Source organism: Thermomonas sp. (assembly GCF_025993755.1).
In the GTDB taxonomy this organism is placed as follows: domain Bacteria; phylum Pseudomonadota; class Gammaproteobacteria; order Xanthomonadales; family Xanthomonadaceae; genus Thermomonas.
On sequence record NZ_JAMQHN010000160.1, the window covers coordinates 16823 to 33231 of the forward strand.

22 protein-coding genes are annotated in these 16409 nt (G+C 66.4%); 18 read left to right on the forward strand and 4 right to left on the reverse strand.

The genetic code is table 11. The annotated features are described in order from the left end of the window. A complete protein-coding gene (locus tag Q0X16_RS11685) occupies positions 1–1254 on the reverse strand; it encodes a hypothetical protein (RefSeq protein ID WP_297834588.1) in 1254 nt (417 codons plus the stop codon). Between the two features lie 243 nt (positions 1255–1497). Between Q0X16_RS11685 and Q0X16_RS11690 the strand changes: the two genes are divergently transcribed. The 6 genes from Q0X16_RS11690 (at position 1498) to Q0X16_RS11715 (ending at position 7220) form a co-directional block, all read left to right on the forward strand. Beyond that, positions 1498–1839 carry a helix-turn-helix transcriptional regulator gene (locus Q0X16_RS11690; protein WP_119352879.1) on the forward strand — a complete coding sequence of 114 codons (342 nt, stop codon included), beginning with the start codon at positions 1498–1500 and terminating at the stop codon, positions 1837–1839. Positions 1840–1842: 3 nt separating this feature from the next. After that, positions 1843–2718, forward strand: coding sequence for an ImmA/IrrE family metallo-endopeptidase (locus Q0X16_RS11695; RefSeq protein WP_297834590.1), 876 nt, complete (start codon positions 1843–1845; stop codon positions 2716–2718). Positions 2719–2796: 78 nt separating this feature from the next. Next, on the forward strand, positions 2797–4509 hold the full coding sequence (locus Q0X16_RS11700) for a DUF262 domain-containing protein (protein WP_297834592.1): 1713 nt from the start codon (positions 2797–2799) through the stop codon (positions 4507–4509). 331 nt (positions 4510–4840) lie between these two features. Then, entirely contained in the window at positions 4841–5314 is a 474-nt protein-coding gene (locus Q0X16_RS11705; RefSeq protein WP_297834593.1) for a DUF2924 domain-containing protein, read from the forward strand. After that, positions 5311–6741, forward strand: a complete 1431-nt coding sequence (locus tag Q0X16_RS11710) for a recombinase family protein (protein WP_297834594.1) — start codon at positions 5311–5313, stop codon at positions 6739–6741. Before Q0X16_RS11705 ends, Q0X16_RS11710 begins: the two co-directional genes overlap by 4 nt. After that, positions 6738–7220: a hypothetical protein gene (locus Q0X16_RS11715; RefSeq protein ID WP_297834596.1), complete on the forward strand. Its 483-nt coding sequence runs from the start codon at positions 6738–6740 to the stop codon at positions 7218–7220. The genes Q0X16_RS11710 and Q0X16_RS11715 overlap by 4 nt, the downstream gene beginning before the upstream one ends. A gap of 9 nt (positions 7221–7229) precedes the next feature. Here the strand turns inward: Q0X16_RS11715 and Q0X16_RS11720 are convergent, their stop codons facing one another. The 3 genes from Q0X16_RS11720 to merT are packed head-to-tail and all read right to left on the reverse strand — an operon-like array spanning position 7230 to position 8127. Further along, positions 7230–7451: a GDCCVxC domain-containing (seleno)protein gene (locus Q0X16_RS11720; protein ID WP_082371571.1), complete on the reverse strand. Its 222-nt coding sequence runs from the start codon at positions 7449–7451 to the stop codon at positions 7230–7232. Next, the gene (gene merP, locus Q0X16_RS11725) at positions 7448–7741 is read right to left on the reverse strand and encodes a mercury resistance system periplasmic binding protein MerP (protein ID WP_053822775.1); all 294 of its coding nucleotides are present in this window, start codon (positions 7739–7741) and stop codon (positions 7448–7450) included. Before merP ends, Q0X16_RS11720 begins: the two co-directional genes overlap by 4 nt. Before the next feature lie 11 nt (positions 7742–7752). Beyond that, complete coding sequence (gene merT / locus Q0X16_RS11730) at positions 7753–8127, reverse strand: mercuric ion transporter MerT (protein WP_053822774.1); 375 nt, start codon at positions 8125–8127, stop codon at positions 7753–7755. Positions 8128–8168: 41 nt separating this feature from the next. Here merT and merR point away from each other — a divergent pair, with 41 nt between their 5' ends. From merR to Q0X16_RS11790, 12 genes are all read left to right on the forward strand, one after another. Next, complete coding sequence (gene merR, locus Q0X16_RS11735) at positions 8169–8582, forward strand: Hg(II)-responsive transcriptional regulator (RefSeq protein WP_053822773.1); 414 nt, start codon at positions 8169–8171, stop codon at positions 8580–8582. Between the two features lie 182 nt (positions 8583–8764). Continuing rightward, on the forward strand, positions 8765–9028 hold the full coding sequence (locus Q0X16_RS11740; protein WP_028769813.1) for a helix-turn-helix domain-containing protein: 264 nt from the start codon (positions 8765–8767) through the stop codon (positions 9026–9028). 11 nt (positions 9029–9039) lie between these two features. Continuing rightward, positions 9040–9519, forward strand: coding sequence for a hypothetical protein (locus Q0X16_RS11745; RefSeq protein ID WP_297834614.1), 480 nt, complete (start codon positions 9040–9042; stop codon positions 9517–9519). Between the two features lie 3 nt (positions 9520–9522). After that, positions 9523–10296: a BRO family protein gene (locus Q0X16_RS11750; protein WP_297834616.1), complete on the forward strand. Its 774-nt coding sequence runs from the start codon at positions 9523–9525 to the stop codon at positions 10294–10296. Continuing rightward, positions 10296–11114, forward strand: a complete 819-nt coding sequence (locus tag Q0X16_RS11755) for an ATP-binding protein (protein WP_297834618.1) — start codon at positions 10296–10298, stop codon at positions 11112–11114. Before Q0X16_RS11750 ends, Q0X16_RS11755 begins: the two co-directional genes overlap by 1 nt. A 3-nt stretch (positions 11115–11117) precedes the next feature. Then, positions 11118–11741 carry a hypothetical protein gene (locus Q0X16_RS11760; protein ID WP_297834621.1) on the forward strand — a complete coding sequence of 208 codons (624 nt, stop codon included), beginning with the start codon at positions 11118–11120 and terminating at the stop codon, positions 11739–11741. Positions 11742–11815: 74 nt separating this feature from the next. Continuing rightward, positions 11816–12268: a DUF6511 domain-containing protein gene (locus Q0X16_RS11765; RefSeq protein WP_297834624.1), complete on the forward strand. Its 453-nt coding sequence runs from the start codon at positions 11816–11818 to the stop codon at positions 12266–12268. Continuing rightward, the gene (locus tag Q0X16_RS11770; protein ID WP_297834625.1) at positions 12265–13011 is read left to right on the forward strand and encodes a PD-(D/E)XK nuclease family protein; all 747 of its coding nucleotides are present in this window, start codon (positions 12265–12267) and stop codon (positions 13009–13011) included. The genes Q0X16_RS11765 and Q0X16_RS11770 overlap by 4 nt, the downstream gene beginning before the upstream one ends. Continuing rightward, entirely contained in the window at positions 13008–13262 is a 255-nt protein-coding gene (locus Q0X16_RS11775) for a hypothetical protein (RefSeq protein WP_297834627.1), read from the forward strand. Before Q0X16_RS11770 ends, Q0X16_RS11775 begins: the two co-directional genes overlap by 4 nt. Next, positions 13246–15528: a phage/plasmid primase, P4 family gene (locus Q0X16_RS11780; RefSeq protein ID WP_297834631.1), complete on the forward strand. Its 2283-nt coding sequence runs from the start codon at positions 13246–13248 to the stop codon at positions 15526–15528. Before Q0X16_RS11775 ends, Q0X16_RS11780 begins: the two co-directional genes overlap by 17 nt. A 142-nt stretch (positions 15529–15670) precedes the next feature. After that, a complete protein-coding gene (locus Q0X16_RS11785; protein ID WP_297834633.1) occupies positions 15671–16147 on the forward strand; it encodes a hypothetical protein in 477 nt (158 codons plus the stop codon). A gap of 1 nt (position 16148) precedes the next feature. After that, positions 16149–16358: a hypothetical protein gene (locus tag Q0X16_RS11790; RefSeq protein ID WP_297834636.1), complete on the forward strand. Its 210-nt coding sequence runs from the start codon at positions 16149–16151 to the stop codon at positions 16356–16358. Positions 16359–16409: the final 51 nt, after the last annotated feature.

The window sequence follows — 16409 nt, forward strand, 5'->3', positions numbered from 1 at the left end:
TTAGTCCTCGCCAATCGTGGAGGGATGCGGCTCAGGATTGGCCGTGTCCGCTTCCGGCGGCGCTTCCCGGACGTTCAGCGTCTGGCCGGGCTGCAAGATGCCCAGCGAGACCAGGTAGCCCTCCAACTGCGCCTGCAACGCGGCATCGAACTTGTGCAGGTTCAGCCGTCCGCGACGCGTCACCTCGACCGTGACGACCTTGGAACGAGCCTTTCCGGGTTCGGGCGGGTAGTACAGGTTGATGCGTGCCGCCGTGATCAACCAGCCGCGGGCCAGCGGGTCCTCACCGGGGAACTCCTCGCGCAGCAGTTCGGTGACGCAGCGCTGCTCGCTCGACGCCATCGCCGTGCAATCGAGCTTCAGTGCCGTGCTCGGGCTCAGCACCGAGATGGACTTGACCTGCAGCGCCACGAAACCGTCCGCCACGGCCTGCGGCACATCGAAGCCGAGGCGCAAGACCGACAGGTCCAGCGTCGGCGGCTTGATGCGGTGCGCGTCCACCTTGACGCCCAACAGGTGCTCGGCGAAGGCGTCCACGAGCATCTGGTGGTACTTTGCGCCGCCACGAACCAACGTTCGGACGACCCCGGTGGCCACGGCGTACTCCAGCACCATGTGGATGTTCGGGTTGCCGATGCGACGGGTGAGATGGGCGCCCTCGAACTCCAGGCGCAGCATCGCCAGATCCTTGACGTGGACCGTCAGCAGGAACACGCCGGGGCTGCGTTCCACCAGGTAAGCCACGCTGCCGTCGCCGCATTGAAGCTCGCGCTGATAGAAGGCCGAGATGGCCTGGCGCAGCGCGGCCAGTGCGGCATCCGAGGTGTTCGGCCGGCGCTTCACGCCGAGGTCGTGCTGCTGGGCTTGCGATCCGTGGCGCTCGAGGTAGTCGAACTCGCAGGCCCGCTCGAACAGCGCCGGATGGTTGGCATACAGCCAGAAGGAGCGGTGGGTGTCGCTCCGGCATGCCACGAGACCCAGCAGCGCGGCGCCGTCCCCGGCGGCGGCCTGGAACATCGCCTGCTTGCCGGCCGGGTCGGCCAGCTGGATGCTGGCCATGAGGTTGCCGATCAGACGGTCACGGGCGGCGACGTCGGGCCAGGTCCGAACGGCCTCCACCAGTGCCTGCGAGGTGCGAGGCGTGTCCTCCCAGTCGAAATCGTCGGCCACGGGCAGGCCGTGCGAGGCCAGGAAAGCGCTGAGGGTCGCGTCCACCGGCAGTTCGAGCAGCACGTCGACGAAGGTCTTCTTCATCTTCTCGGTCCTTTCCGAAGGGGTGTCGGGGGCTGCGGACCGAGGGGGGCTGGTTCGCGGGCCGGCGACTGGGTTACCGAACGGCGATCTCGCCAGAGTAAAGCAGCGAGATACGGCGCGATTGTGTCCCGCCCATTCCCGCTTGTCAATCATCGTGGCACGTATGGCGCCTTTGGGTATCTCATGGCTATACTTTCGGTCTGGTTTTCTACACTGACAGTCGATTCGAGACGGGACATCGCCATGGCTTCCGCGTTTGGATCTCGCCTGCGGCGATTTCGCGAGGCGAAGAAATTGACCTTGCAGCAAGTCGCCGACGCGGTCGGCTGCACCAAGGCCTACATCTGGGAACTGGAAATGAAGGAGGGCCAACGCCCCTCCGCCGAGCGCGTGCAGGCGCTGGCCAGGGTGTTGGGCGTCACGATGGAAGACATCATGGGTGAGCCCATCCCCCAGGTTCCCGAGGCCAGCCCCGAGGACGTGGCTTTCTTCCGCGAGTACGCCGGGATGACGGAGGAGGAGAAGAGACGCTACCGGCAGGCGCTCGAGATCATGTTCCCCGACAAGGGCCAGGGCGGGGACTGACGATTGAGCGCCGCGCGCCACCTCACCGGTTCGATTGCTGCCAGCCATGTCCACAAGTGGCTGCGGGCGTGGTATGGCGCGGACGTGCCCGAGGCCGTCGATCTCGATGTCGTGCGGCAGATGCTGCCGACCACGCCCTACGGCAAAGGGGTTCGGGAAATTCGTCCCCCGGTGCAGTTCAACGACGATGCCTTCGAGGGCATGCTGGCGCGGGATCCCGGCGACCCTGAGGTCTGGGGTATCGCCTACAACGGCACGGTCAGCCCGCAGCGCCAGCGATTCACCATCGCTCACGAGCTCGGGCACTTCATCCTGCACCGCGACCGGCAGCCGCGTTTCAACTGTGACAAGGAGAGCGTCCACTCCGGCCACGAGACGATGCGCCTGATCGAGCGCGAGGCCGACGACTTCGCCAGCAACTTGCTGATGCCCGGCGATCGGCTGCGCGAGTGGATCTCGAACGGACGCATCGATCTGCACGTCCTCAGCGCCATTGCCAAGCGCTTCCAGGTCTCGTTCGAGGCGCTGTGCATCCGCTTCATCAAGTTCACCTCGCAGCGCGCCATCCTGATCTACTGGGACAACGGCTACGTGAAGTACGAATGGCGCAGCAGCAGCGCGGTCAAGACGCGCGCCCGTATCCGGCGCACCAGCGATCCGCAAGAGCCGTTACCCGGCACGCTCGCCGCCGACGCGAGCGTCGTGCAGGCCTGGGAGGGCGTCGAGATGTCCGCTGCGATCTGGTGTCCGGAGGAGGCACCCTACATGAAACTGCGCGAGTTCAAGCACAGCTACGCATCAAAAGATCGCGTCTTGACCCTGCTGCTGTTGGAAAGCGCCGAACCTCGCGCCTGGGATCGGTCGTGGCAAGATGAGTAAAGCTTCGACAGCTACAATCAGTTCGTCTTCTCGGGCCAGCCCCTTGTTCGGTGAGCACGCGGAAATTGGGAGGAAGATATGTCGTATTCGGGCATCTCAATCCGGGAAGTTCTCGACAAGATCAACGCACCGAATGCAGGGTGGTATCTCCCTCAAGTTCAGCGTCAATATGTGTGGGGGACTCGTCATGAGTCGGAAACCTACATTTGCTTGCTGCTTGATTCGCTGCTGAGGCGTTATCCGATCGGCGGGATCGTGCTATGGGAGACGGAGCAGAAGGTTCCATATCGCCGCTTTATTGGCGACTACACGCCCGGGCAATATGCGAAACAAGTTGATGTCGGGCTTTGGGGGGCAGCAAAGCTGCTTGTTTACGACGGTCAACAGCGCTTGCAGACGCTGTATTCGGTACTTCGTCACCGTTTTAATGATCGAGTTCTTCACTTTGATTTGCTATTCGATCAGGACGCTTCAGAGGCGGACGAAACCGGCTTCCTGTTTCGTGACGCCAATGCAGCGAGTGAGCCGCGCTATCTCCGCATGACTGAGTTGTCATGCCTACGATGCAACGAGAGCGAATACATTGCTCTTGAAGACCGCGCTCTGCCCGCAGCAGGAAACGATCAACGGAGGAGGCTTCTGGTTCGTCGAAACTTGAAAGCGCTATGGGACATTTTCGTCGACACCAATCACAAGTCGATCGCTTACTTCTCAGTGAGGGCAGACACACCGAGAGAGGTTAACGAGGTGTTCCGTCGGTTGAATACCGGCGGTATGGCGCTGACCCAGCTAGAGCTTGTGCTCGGCAAAATCAAGGCCGTGTACTCCGATTACGAAGAACGGCTGTGGGCTCTTTCCGAGAAGATCGAGAATGCAAGCGGCATCAAGTTCTCATCGATATCTGTGTTGCAGCTCTTTCACCTTCTGGTCAAGGGTACTATCCGCATCGACGAGAGTCGTCTGGAAAAAGCGGACATTCAGACATTTGAGAGCATTTTACGAAATGAGGCCGAACCGCTGGTTGAGCTTTTTTCCGGTTATCTGAGAGGACTCCTGAATGTCAATCATGCATCGATAGTGCCCCGCTGGCTGGCGATTCTGCCTCTTGCGGCCTATCTCACTATACGTAAGCGCCATGGGCATGAATGGCGCATCCGGGCCCTGTCGGCATCAGAACTACAACTGATCCATCAGTATTTCCTGCTTTCGCAATTTTGCGACTGGAATACCCAGACGATGGTCAATGCCTTTGCTCGCGAGGCTATGGCATCGGCCGAATGTGGTCAGGGGTTTCCGCTTGCAAAGATTCGGCAGTTCGCCGTCGAGAAGAACAGAACTGGAGACCTGCACGAATACCAGTTGCTCAGCCAGCCTTGGCTCGCGACAAAGGTATTGATGCCCCACCGCAGTTATGTCTTTCACGAAAACAAGCCGCAGGTCGACCACATATTCCCGGTCAATCTAGACGGGGCGGACGAGGCGTATCAGCAGGCTGTAGACGTCCTATGGAACTTTCAGCCAATGCCCGCCGAGGTAAATAACTACAAACGGGCTCGTCACCCAAGGGAGTTCTTTCAAAGTGATGACGGTAGCAAGTACTGGGCATCTTACGACTTTATCCCATTGGCCGACCCCAGATCCTGGAGTCCGACCGACGCCAGTCTGTGGAACGATCATCTGGCGTTTATCAGATATAGGAGGCAGAGAATGCTTGACGAGTTGGAGAGGCTTTATGGATTGAGCATCACGAAGCCTGCGGTAACACAGATGGTAGGCGCAGCCACTGCTTAAGCGGCCCATCTCAGTCCACGACGAGTAGCCCGCGCACCCCCGCCCAAACCCGTTACGCGAAGTGCCTTCGATTTCTAGCATGAGCGGCGTTTTCCATCGAAACGCCGACCATGCACGAACCCGAACCCTTCGCCCTGGCTCCCGAGGCCGATCGGCCTCGGCACGCGCACCAAGAGATCGTCGACCGGTTGGCCTGCGCCCTGCGGCGGCTGCGTGCCCGCCCCTTTCCGCCGCCTGGCCATCCCGCCACCGACAGCGACTCGGTTGGCCTTGGCTTCTGCGGGCCACAGCGCGTGAATGCGAACCCCGATCACGCACGAGGAGTTCGCCGATGACGACACACGCAAGCCCTGCAGACCCGACCACCGTCGCCGCCCGCGTCGCGCAGCTGCCCCACCTGTCGATGGACAGCCTCTGGGCGCTGTGGGACGAGTACTTCGAGGAGCGGCCCAAGCATCACCACCGCACCTGGCTGGAGAGCCGGCTCGCCTACAGGATCCAGGAGCGCGCCTTCGGCGGATTGAAGCCCGCGACCCGCCGCAAGCTCGAGGAGATCGGTGAGACGGGCATCCTGCCGCGCCAACTGCGCCGCGACGCGAGTCGGCTGCTACCGGGCACCGTGCTCACGCGGATCTTCGACGACGTCGAGCACCGGGTGCTGGTGCGCGGGCCCAATGACTTCGAGTATCAGGGGCAGCGGTTCAAGAGCCTGACGGCGATTGCCCGCCACATCACCGGCACGCATTGGTCGGGCCCCGCGTTCTTCGGCCTCAAGACCAAGCACCGCCAGAAGGAGCCGGCATGAGATCACAACGGCCCGTGTCCTCGTCGACCATGCCGACCCCTGGTCCCGTCACGCCATCGAGGCGCTGTGCGGTCTACACCCGCAAGTCCACCGACGAGGGACTGGACCAGGAGTACAACAGCCTGGAGGCCCAACGCGACGCGGGGCTGGCCTTCATCGCCAGCCAACGTCATGAGGGCTGGATCGCCGTCGAGGAGGGTTATGACGACGGCGGCTACTCCGGCGGCCATCTCGACCGCCCGGCGCTCAAACGCTTGCTGGCCGACATCGAGGCCGGCAGGATCGACATCGTGGTCGTCTACAAGATCGACCGATTGACGCGAAGCCTGGCGGACTTCGCCAAGCTGGTGGAGGTGTTCGACCGCAACGGCGTCTCCTTCGTCTCGGTCACGCAGCAGTTCAACACCACCACCTCGATGGGGCGGCTCACGCTCAACATCCTGCTGTCCTTCGCGCAGTTCGAGCGCGAGGTCACCGGCGAGCGCATCCGCGACAAGATCGCCGCCTCCAAGGCGAAGGGCATGTGGATGGGCGGCATGCCGCCGCTGGGCTACGACGTCGTCGATCGCAAGCTCGTCGTCAACGAACGCGAGGCCGCACTCGTGCGTGACATCTTCCGGCGCTACGCCGAGCATGGCTCGGCTGCACGGCTGGTGCGGGAGATGGCGATCGAGGGGCACACCACCAAGGCCTGGGTGACCCAAGGCGGGCGCCGGCGCACGGGCCGACCCATCGACCAGCAATACATCTTCGCGTTGCTGCGCAACCGCATCTACCTGGGTGAGATCCGCAACCGCGGCACCTGGTATCCCGGCCAACACGAAGCGATCGTGCCACGAGACCTGTGGGACGCCGTGCACGCTTTCATCGAGCGCCGCAAGCAGGCGCCGCGCGAACACCGGGCCAAGCATCCGGCGCTGCTCGCGGGGCTGCTGTTCGCGCCCGATGGGCAGCGCATGCTGCACACCTTCGTCAAGAAGAAGAGCGGACGCACCTACCGTTACTACGTCCCCTACCTGCACAAGCGCCGCAACGCGGGCTCGAGCCTGGCGCCGGACGCCCCGGACGTCGGCCATCTGCCCGCGGCCGAGATCGAGAACGTGGTGCTGACGCAGATCCACGCGGCGCTCTCGGCGCCGGAGGTGCTGATCGGCACCTGGCGGGCGTGCCAGCGCCACCCGGCGGGTGCCGCCCTCGACGAAGCGCAGGTGGTGGTGGCGATGCGACGCATCGGCGACGTGTGGGCGCAGTTGTTCCCGGCCGAGCAGCAACGCATCGCGCGGCTGCTGATCGAGCGGGTGCAACTGCATGAGTACGGACTCGACATCCTCTGGCGCGAGGATGGCTGGTTGGGATTGGGGCCCGAGATCGGCGCGCATCCCTTGGTCGACGAGTGCCGCGCGAGCGCCGAGGAGGTCTTGGCATGACCCGGTCGCCTCCCGATCCGACGCCGAACTCCCGCCGTCGCGCGGTCCGGGTCGAGGTCGGCCACGATGCGCGCAGCTACGTCAGCGACGGGCAGCGGGTGACCCTGGTGCCCCTGACGATCAAGCGCCGGCAGAACCGCAAGCTCCTGATCCCGCCGACGCCCGAGTCCGCAGCCGCGACCGCGGGCGGCCTGGATGCGCCGATGATCAAGACGCTCGGCAAGGCCTTCTACTGGAAGCGGCTGATCGACGAAGGCGTCTATCCGACGACCGCCGACCTGGCGCGCGCGCTGAAACTGGAGCCAGGCTGGGCGGCCGAGGTGCTGCGCATGACCATGCTGGCACCGGACATCGTCGAGGCGATTTTCGAGGGCCGCCAGCCCCGGCATCTGAATCTGCACACGCTGCGTGGCCGCCAAGACCTGCTGCCTCGCGACTGGGGCGAGCAGCGTCGGCTGCTGGGCTTTCCTTCAGCTTGAGACTGGCGCTCAGCTGGCGCAACAACTACCTCTGCCACGCTCCTGGATTGGTGGGCACGGCACAGTGCCGTAGGAGCAATAGACGCAGCAGTCCCCGGGCTTGGGCTTGAGTATGGCGTGGCAGGCCTCGCACTCATAGAACCACTGGCAGGCATCGGTAGGCATGGTCTCGGTCTTGGTGTGACCGCACTCCGGACAAGTCAACGTCGATTCCAGAACGACGGCAGTCACTTCACGCTCCCGACCACCGTCGAGGGGTAGCCAGCATCCTGGGTCGCCCGCGTCAGCGCCTCTACATTCGCCCGCGCGTCGTCGAACGTCACGGTCGCCTGTCGTTTGTCGAGGTTCACGTCCGTCTTGGCCACGCCCGGCACCTTGCCGAGCGCCTTCTTGACCGTAATCGGGCAGGCGGCGCAGTTCATGCCCGGCACTGACAGGGTGACGGTCTTTGTCGCGGCGATGACTGGCACGCTCACGATCAGGGCGAGCGTCAGCATCGGAAAACCAAGCAATCTCTTCATAAAACCTCCGTTCAGTAAAACCAGGGCGCGACCAGCGGGAAGCCGAGCGCCACGATCACCAGGGCGACCACGATCCCGAACAGCAGCTCGTAGCCGCGCCGAACCGACGGCACCGCGCAGGCCTGTCCGGGTTCGCACGCCGGGGCTTTCGCCCATATGCGTCGCCCGGCGAGGAACAACGCGACGAGGGCCGCGCCGATGAAGATCGGGCGGTAGGGTTCGAGGGCCGTCAGGTTGCTGATCCATGCCCCTGAGAAGCCCAGCGTGATCAGCACCAATGGCCCGAGGCAGCAGGTCGATGCGAGGATGGCCGAGACGAATCCGGCCGCGAGCGCCGCACGGCCGCCTCCGGTACTGCCTTGCGCAGTTGGGGTGTCTGGTTTCATGGAGTAAGCTTACTTCCGTACTTAAGTACGGAGTCAAGACCATGAACAGCACGCCCGAGATCGAGGCGATGACGATCGGCGCGCTGGCGCGCGCGGCTGGCGTCAATGTCGAAACCATCCGCTTCTACCAGCGCAAGGGGCTGTTGCCCGAACCAGATCGGCCGCAGGGAAGTATCCGCCGTTACGGCGCCGACGAGCTTGGCCGCGTCCGCTTCATCAAGTCGGCACAGCGGCTGGGCTTCAGTCTCGACGAGGTGTCCGAACTGCTCAAGCTCGAGGACGGATCGCACTGCGCCGAGGCGCGTGCGCAGGCTCAGCGCAAACTCGTTGACGTTCGCGAACGACTGGCTGACCTGCAGCGCATCGAAGCGGCGCTGTCCGAGCTCGTGCAGCGCTGCAATGCCATTCGCGGCCGGGTGCGCTGCCCCTTGATCGCCGCCTTGCAGGCGGAGTGACGCACAGCCGTCCTTGACTGATCCTCGACCATGACGGCGGGCCTTGTGCCCGCCGTTTTCGTATCGGCGAGAACTTTGGCGAACCCGAAGTTCCCGCGTGGTTCGCCATTCGGTCCCTCCAAGGTTCGCCACCCGAAGCCTGCAATGACACCTGTTCCTCAACAGCGTCATAGGAGGCTTCCATGCCGACAACGGCAAGCACCATCCCCCGGTCGCCGGTCGATGCGATCAACAGCCTGTCTCCCGGCGACCGTCGGGTCCTCAACGAGAACGAGCTCGCGCAGCGCTGGGGCCTGAGCCCCAAGACCCTGCAGCGCTGGCGCAGCGAAGGGCGGGGCCCGCGCTACCTGAAGCTGTCCAAGCGCGTCAGCTACCCCCTGGAGTCGGTCATCGAGTTCGAGCGTGGCGCCCTGCACGACTCGACCTCCGAGCGCGCGGCGCGCTGAAGGGGGATGCGATGAGCGATTTGACCCTCTACCCCGCCGACATCGCTGCGATGTCCGTCGGCCAGCTGGCCGCGCTGCCGCCCGCCCAGAAGGCGGAGATCAGCCGCAACCTGGACGAAGCGCTCGCCTGGCTCAAGCAGGCGCGCGCCAAGTTCGACGCCGCGCTCGATGCGGCTTACGGCGAGCAGGCCCGTGCTGCACGCATCGAGGCCGGCAAGGACTTCGGCATCGTGCACCTGCAGGACGGGCTGCTTCGCGTGACGGTCGAGGTCCCGAAGCGCGTGTCCTGGGACCAGGCGCAACTGGCCGCCATCGCCCGGCGCATCGCCGCCGCCGGCGAGAAGGTCGAGGACTACCTGGACGTCGAGTACTCGGTGTCCGAGTCCCGCTTCAACAACTGGCCGCCCGCCTTGCGCGCCGGGTTCGAGGCCGCCCGCACCGTCAAGCCCGGCAAGCCCACGTTCCGGCTGGCCCTCGTCTCGGAGGAGTGATCCATGAGCACCGAACTGATCCCGTTTGATTTCGAGGGCCGTCCGGTCCGGGTCGTCACGGATGCCCAAGGCGAACCGTGGTTCGTCGCGGCGGATGTGTGCGCGGTTCTTGAACTGCCGAACACCACCCGCGCCCTGGCGCGACTGGACCCTGACGAGCAAGCCCTGATCTCGATTCAGGGCATCTCGCGCGGCAATGACCAGGTCAACGTCGTCAACGAGCCCGGCCTCTACAGCCTGGTGCTGGGTAGCCGCAAGCGCGAGGCCAAGCACTTCAAGCGCTGGGTGACCCACGAGGTGCTGCCGGCGATCCGCAAGACGGGCAGCTACACGGCGCCAAGTGCACGTACGACCCTGCCGACGCCCACCCAGGACCGCGTCACCGCCCTCCTGCTGATCGGCGAGGCCGTGGCCAAGGTGCCGGGGGTCAAACCCGGCATCGCGATGGCGGCCACGCTCACCTGCATCCAGGAGAACACGGGGCTGGCGGTCGAGACCCTGCGCCGCGCCCTTCCTGCCCGGGACACCGCCGCGAACGAGGCGATCTGCTCCCTCAACGCCACCCAGCTCGGCAGGCTGCTCGGCCTGTCGGCCAAGGCCACCAACCAGCGCCTGGCCCACCACGGCCTGCAGTTCCGCAACGACCGCGACGAGTGGGAGTTGACCGAGGCCGGCGAGGCCTGGGCCGAGGCGATGCCGTACTCCCGCAACGGGCACAGCGGCTACCAGATCCTCTGGAACCCTCTGGTGGCCGAGCGGCTGAAGGAGGTGGCGTGATGGCCCTTCCCATCATCACCGCCGACCAGCGACTGCGCGAGAAGCAGGGCGTCAAGCTCGTGCTGCTGGGCAAGAGCGGCATCGGCAAGACCAGCCAGCTCAAGACGCTGTCCGAAGCCTCGACCCTGTTCGTCGACCTCGAGGCCGGGGATCTGGCCGTCAAGGACTGGCGCGGCGACTGCGTGCGCCCGACCACCTGGCCGGAGTTCCGCGATCTCGTGGTGTTCCTGGCCGGCCCGAACCCGGCGCTGCCCGCGGATGCGCCGTTCTCCGAGGCGCACTACCGGCACGTCTGCGAGCGTTACGGCGACCCGGCGCAACTGGCCAAGTACGACACCTACTTCGTCGACAGCATCACGGTGCTCGCCCGTCTGGCGCTCGTCTGGGCCAAGACCCAGCCGCAGTCCTACAGCGAGCGCACCGGCAAGCCCGACACCCGGGGCGCCTACGGCCTGCTCGGCGCCGAGCTCATCGGGGCGCTGACCCACCTGCAGCACGCGCGCGGCAAGCATGTCGTGTTCGTGGCCATCCTCGACGAGCGCCTGGACGACTTCAACCGCAAGGTCTTCGTGCCGCAGATCGAGGGCGCCAAGACCGCCGCGGAACTGCCCGGCATCGTCGACGAGGTGGTCACCTTGGCCGAGATCAAGGCCGAGGACGGATCAATCTACCGCGCCTTCGTCTGCCACACGGTGAACCCCTACGGCGTCCCGGCCAAGGACCGCTCCGGCCAGCTCGAGTTGCTGGAGCCGCCGAACCTGCGCGCGCTGATCGACAAGTGCGCCGCCGCCACTCGAATCCCGACATCCAAGGAGTAAGCCATGACCGATTGGTGCGATTTCAACGACGTGCAGCAGCAGCACTTCGACCTCATCCCCAAGGGCACGCTCGCCCGCGTGCGCATGACCCTCAAGCCCGGGGGCTTCGATGACCCGGCCCAGGGCTGGACCGGCGGCTACGCCACGCAGAGCTTTGAAACTGGCTCGGTCTATCTGGCGGCCGAGTTCGTGGTGCTGGAGGGCGAGTACGCCCGGCGCAAGCTCTGGAGCAACATCGGCCTGCACTCCCCGAAGGGCCCGGCTTGGGGCCAGATGGGGCGCAGCTTCGTGCGCGCCGTGCTCAATTCCGCCCGCAACGTCCATCCGCAGGACATGAGCCCGCAGGCCGCCGCCGCGCGGCGCATCCAGGGCTTCCACGAGCTCGACGGCATCGAGTTTGCGGCCCGCATCGACATCGAGAAGGACGGCCGCGGCGACTTGAAGAACGTCATCCGAAACGCCGTCGAGCCCGACCACCCGGACTACGCCCGCCTGATGGGGCTGCCGCCGAAGAACCCCGGCAGTGGTTCCACCGGCGCGCCCGCCGCAGCAACCCCGCCGCGCACGACGCCGCCCGTCAACCCGCAACGCCCCGCCATGCCGGGCAAGCCCGCCTGGGCGCAGTGAGAGGAGGGTCAGTGAAGTGTTGGGTCTGCAAACGACAGGCGCGCGGCTACGGCCACTCGGACCTTCGGCATCCGGTGGGCGACGCCCGGCGCTATCCGATCGACTGGGTGTTCTGCTCGCGGCGTTGCCAGGAGGCGTTTCATGCGCTCTACGGTCAGTGGCTGCGGGTGCGGGACGGACGCCCACCCCTCGGGGAGGTCGCGATGATCGACCCGTCTGACGTCGAAATGGCCGCGATGAGGAAGTGCCTCAAGGCCTTCGGCGCGGCGGCAGAACGCATCGGCTTCGACAAGCCCCTCGGCGCGTACTCCGAGGACGAGGCGCTCCAGGTGATCGACGCCATCGTCACCTGCTACACGGACGCGATGGTCGAGCACCACGAAGCGACCAAGTACCCGCCGGTGCGGGGCTTGAAAGACCCGGTGTCCGACCCCTTCGCCGACCTCGAGGACGATCTGCCGTGGGAGGAGCCGAAGGCTCAAGCGCAGACGGCACGCACGGCAGCACCCAAGGAGGCGCGGCGATGATGGACTTCAACGCCTCCAAGAGCCTGTCGGGTCAGGTCACGGCGCTGATCGATGCCGGGATGCAGCAGTCTCGCGCGGCGCAGCCTCGCCGCACGTACCTGGGCGCCTCGCGCCTCGGGGCCGCGTGCGAGCGCGCGCTGCAATACGAGGTCGCCGACGCCCCGGTCGATCCGGGTCGCGAGACCGACGGTCGCATGCTGCGCGTCTTCGAGCGCGGCCACCTTATGGAGGACTGCATGGTCGGATGGCTGCGCGCGGCGGGCTTCGATCTGCGCACGCGCGACGACGCGGGCGAGCCCTTCGGCTTCTCGGCGCTCGACGGGCGCCTGCAGGGCCACGTCGATGGCGTCATCGTCGCCGGGCCCGATCTGGGGTTCGGTTCCGGCTACCCGGCGCTGTGGGAGAACAAAGCCTTGAGCGCCAAATCGTGGCGCGAGTTGGAGAAGCACCGGCTTGCGTCTGCCCGCCCGGTCTACGCCGCGCAAGTGGCGCTCTACCAGGCCTATCTCGAACTGCACGCGCACCCGGCCCTGTTCACGGCGGTAAACGCCGACACCATGGAGATCCACGCCGAGCTGGTGCCGTTCGATGCGGCGTTGGCGCAGCGCATGTCCGACCGGGCGGTGAAGGTCATCACGGCCACCGAGGCGGGCGAACTGCTTCCACGCGCCTTCGCCGATCCCACCCATGTCGAGTGCCGGATGTGTCCGTGGCAGGACCGGTGCTGGAGGGCTGCGGCATGACCGACAGACCACTGCACCCGGTGCTCGGGGAGCGCCTGATCGACGCACGCGAGGCGGCACTGGCGCTCAATCTGCCGCACTACTGGCTCACGCACGCGAAGGAGCGCCGGCGTCTGCGCCTGCCGCACTACCGGGTCGGCAAGCTGCTGCGCTTCAAGCTGAGCGAACTGATCGCGTGGATGGAGGAAAGCCAAGCCCTGCTCACGGCCGACGCAGTGCACGAGGAGGAGGCGGATGCTGGACTTCAATGACACCGCGCCCGAGCCCGAGATCCCGGCGTCCGAGCGCCGCGAGGCCGTGCGCGCCGCCCTGCTCGCGAGGCTGGAGTCGGTGCTGTTCACCCTGTTCCCCGCCGGTCGGACGCGCCGCGGCAAGTTCGTCATCGGCGACGTGCTCGGCAGCCCGGGTGACAGCCTGGAGGTCGTGCTCGACGGCGACAAGGCGGGACTGTGGACCGATCGAGCCACCGGCGACGGCGGCGATGTGTTCCACCTGATCGGCGCCCACTTCGGCGTGGACGTGCACGGCGACTTCGCCCGCGTCCTCGACCTGGCCGAGGACCTCGTCGGCCGTGCTCCCACGGCCCCGGCGCGCAAGGCTGCCAAGGAGACCCCGGTCGACGATCTCGGCCCGGCCACCGCCAAGTGGGACTACCTCGACGCACAAGGGCAGCTCATCGCCGTCGTCTACCGCTACGACCCGCCCGGGCGCAAGAAGGAATTCCGGCCCTGGGACGCGCGCCGCCGCAGAAAAGCCCCGCCCGAGCCGCGGCCGCTGTACAACCAGCCGGGGATCCAGGACGCCGCCCAGGTCGTGCTGGTCGAGGGCGAGAAATGCGCCCAGGCCTTGATCGAGATCGGGATCGTGGCCACCACCGCGATGCACGGGGCCAACGCCCCGGTGGACAAGACCGACTGGTCGCCGCTGGCGGGCAAGGCGGTGCTGATCTGGCCCGACCGCGACAAGCCGGGCTGGGAGTACGCCGTGCAGGCGGCCCAGGCGATTCTGTCGGCGGGCGCGAAGACCTGCCACATCCTCTACCCACCCGAGGAAGCCGCCGAGGGCTGGGACGCGGCGGACGCCGTGATGGAGGGCTTCGACGTCGCGGCCTTCCTCGCCCACGGTCCGCGTGTGCAGGTGCATGACATTGCGGACCCCGGCGAGCCGGTGATCGGCGCGGATGAATCGGTGTGGGGCACCGAAGATGCCCTGGCGCTGGCCTTCACCCGGCGCTACCACCGCGACTGGCGCTACGTGGCGGCCTGGGGCCGCTGGTTGGTGTGGGACGGTCGGCGCTGGCGCAACGAGGAGACGCTGGCGGCCACCGACTTGATCCGCGGTGTCTGCCGACACGCGGCCCTCCAGGCCGACAACCCGAAGCTGGCGGCCAAGCTGGCCACCTCCGGCACCGTCGGCGGCGTCGAACGCCTGGCTCGCGCAGACCGACGTCATGCCGCGACCACCGCCGAGTGGGACGCCGATCCCTGGCTGCTCAACACCCCAGGCGGCGTGGTCGACCTCAGGACGGGGCGCATGCGCGCACACGACCGCGCCGACCGCATGACCAAGATCACCACCGCCACGCCCGGCGGCGACTGCCCGACCTGGCGGCGCTTCCTTGCCGAAGTCACCGGCGGCGACGCGGACCTGCAAGCCTATTTGCAGCGCGTCAGCGGCTACTGCTTGACCGGCTCGACCCGGGAGCATGCGCTGTTCTTCCTCTACGGCACCGGCGCCAACGGCAAGTCGGTGTTCGTGAACACCCTGGCCACGATCCTCGGCGACTACGCCGCCAGCGCGCCGATGGACACCTTCATGGAGACGCGCAGCGACCGGCATCCAACCGACATGGCGGGCCTGCGCGGGGCGCGCTTCGTCTCCTCCATCGAGACCGAGCAAGGGCGGCGCTGGGCCGAATCCAAGGTCAAGAGCCTCACGGGCGGCGACAAGATCTCCGCGCGCTTCATGCGGCAGGACTTCTTCGAGTTCTGGCCGCAGTTCAAGCTTTTCGTCGCCGGCAACCACAAGCCCGCCATCCGCAACATCGACGAGGCGATGAAGCGGAGGCTGCACCTGATCCCCTTCACGATCACCGTGCCGCCCGAGCGGCGCGACAAACACCTGCAGCAGAAGTTGCTGGCCGAGCGGGACGGCATCCTGGCCTGGGCGCTGGAAGGGTGCCTGGCCTGGCAGCGCCTGGGCCGGCTCGATCCGCCGCCGCAGGTCGTGGCCGCCACCGAGGAGTACTTCGAAGCCGAGGACGCGCTGGGCCGCTGGCTGGAGGAGCGCTGCGTGCGCGAGGCCAATGCCAAGTCACTGACCGCCGAACTGTTCACCGACTGGAAGCAGTGGGCGGAGGCCGCCGGCGAGTTCGTCGGCTCACAGCGCCGCTTCTCCGACCTCTTGATCACCCGCGGCGTCGAGAAATGGCGCAACGCCGCCGGCATCCGGGGCTTCCGTGGCGTGGGTCTCAAGCACCCGATGCAGCCCGCCTACACCCCCTATGCCGACGACTGAACACCCGTGACCACCGACAGGACTGACGCATCTGACGCTGTCCATCGTAAGTCTCTACGCGCGCGCGCGTGCGCGCGCCTCACGGGAACTATCGATATCGTGCGTCGGATGCGTCAGTCCCCACCGAACGAGGACTGACACCATGCACACCACGATCCTGGCCCTGGACCTGGGCACCTCCACCGGCTGGGCGCTGCGCGACCGCACGGGCCGAATCACCAGCGGCACCGAAGCCTTCAAGCCCCGACGCTTCGAAGGCGGCGGCATGCGTTTCCTGCGCTTCAAGCGCTGGCTCACCGAACTCAAGGCCCACGCCGACGGGATCGACACGCTGGTCTTCGAGGAAGTGCGCCGCCACGTCTCGACCGACGCGGCGCACGTCTACGGCGGCTTCCTCGCCACGCTCACGGCCTGGTGCGAGCACCACGGCATTCCCTACCAGGGCGTGCCGGTGGGCACGATCAAGAAGCACGCCACCGGCCGCGGCAACGCCGGCAAGGACGCGGTGATGGCGGCCGTGCGTGCGCGGGGCCACGCCCCGGCGGACGACGACGAGGCCGACGCCTTGGCGCTGTTGCTCTGGGCCCTCCCGCTTCACGACGCGGCGCAGGAGGACTGAGATGATTGTTCCGACCCCTCGCTACCGCTGCCCGCTCGGTCGGCTGCAGCCCGAGTCGATGGACGTGGAGGCCGTCAAGCGCCGCGGCTGGCGCGAGCAGCGCCTGCTCGTCGTCTCCCTCGAGGACGCCCGACTCGACTGGATGGAGCGCGAGCTGATCCGGCAAATCGGCGAGCGGCTCTACGGTGCACGGGAGGCGCGCCATGGCTGAGTGGACCGTCGAGCGTGTGGCCGAACGCTTCCGGGAGGCGGCCATCACCGC

Excerpts from the sequence above, each read along its gene's own strand:
- Q0X16_RS11685 (WP_297834588.1), bottom strand. The coding sequence starts at position 1,254 with ATGAAGAAGACCTTCGTCGACGTGCTGCTCGAACTGCCGGTGGACGCG.
- Q0X16_RS11690 (WP_119352879.1), top strand. The coding sequence starts at position 1,498 with ATGGCTTCCGCGTTTGGATCTCGCCTGCGGCGATTTCGCGAGGCGAAG.
- Q0X16_RS11700 (WP_297834592.1), top strand. The coding sequence starts at position 2,797 with ATGTCGTATTCGGGCATCTCAATCCGGGAAGTTCTCGACAAGATCAAC.
- Q0X16_RS11705 (WP_297834593.1), top strand. The coding sequence starts at position 4,841 with ATGACGACACACGCAAGCCCTGCAGACCCGACCACCGTCGCCGCCCGC.
- Q0X16_RS11710 (WP_297834594.1), top strand. The coding sequence starts at position 5,311 with ATGAGATCACAACGGCCCGTGTCCTCGTCGACCATGCCGACCCCTGGT.
- Q0X16_RS11715 (WP_297834596.1), top strand. The coding sequence starts at position 6,738 with ATGACCCGGTCGCCTCCCGATCCGACGCCGAACTCCCGCCGTCGCGCG.
- merP (WP_053822775.1), bottom strand. The coding sequence starts at position 7,741 with ATGAAGAGATTGCTTGGTTTTCCGATGCTGACGCTCGCCCTGATCGTG.
- merT (WP_053822774.1), bottom strand. The coding sequence starts at position 8,127 with ATGAAACCAGACACCCCAACTGCGCAAGGCAGTACCGGAGGCGGCCGT.
- merR (WP_053822773.1), top strand. The coding sequence starts at position 8,169 with ATGAACAGCACGCCCGAGATCGAGGCGATGACGATCGGCGCGCTGGCG.
- Q0X16_RS11740 (WP_028769813.1), top strand. The coding sequence starts at position 8,765 with ATGCCGACAACGGCAAGCACCATCCCCCGGTCGCCGGTCGATGCGATC.
- Q0X16_RS11745 (WP_297834614.1), top strand. The coding sequence starts at position 9,040 with ATGAGCGATTTGACCCTCTACCCCGCCGACATCGCTGCGATGTCCGTC.
- Q0X16_RS11750 (WP_297834616.1), top strand. The coding sequence starts at position 9,523 with ATGAGCACCGAACTGATCCCGTTTGATTTCGAGGGCCGTCCGGTCCGG.
- Q0X16_RS11755 (WP_297834618.1), top strand. The coding sequence starts at position 10,296 with ATGGCCCTTCCCATCATCACCGCCGACCAGCGACTGCGCGAGAAGCAG.
- Q0X16_RS11760 (WP_297834621.1), top strand. The coding sequence starts at position 11,118 with ATGACCGATTGGTGCGATTTCAACGACGTGCAGCAGCAGCACTTCGAC.
- Q0X16_RS11770 (WP_297834625.1), top strand. The coding sequence starts at position 12,265 with ATGATGGACTTCAACGCCTCCAAGAGCCTGTCGGGTCAGGTCACGGCG.
- Q0X16_RS11775 (WP_297834627.1), top strand. The coding sequence starts at position 13,008 with ATGACCGACAGACCACTGCACCCGGTGCTCGGGGAGCGCCTGATCGAC.
- Q0X16_RS11780 (WP_297834631.1), top strand. The coding sequence starts at position 13,246 with ATGCTGGACTTCAATGACACCGCGCCCGAGCCCGAGATCCCGGCGTCC.
- Q0X16_RS11785 (WP_297834633.1), top strand. The coding sequence starts at position 15,671 with ATGCACACCACGATCCTGGCCCTGGACCTGGGCACCTCCACCGGCTGG.
- Q0X16_RS11790 (WP_297834636.1), top strand. The coding sequence starts at position 16,149 with ATGATTGTTCCGACCCCTCGCTACCGCTGCCCGCTCGGTCGGCTGCAG.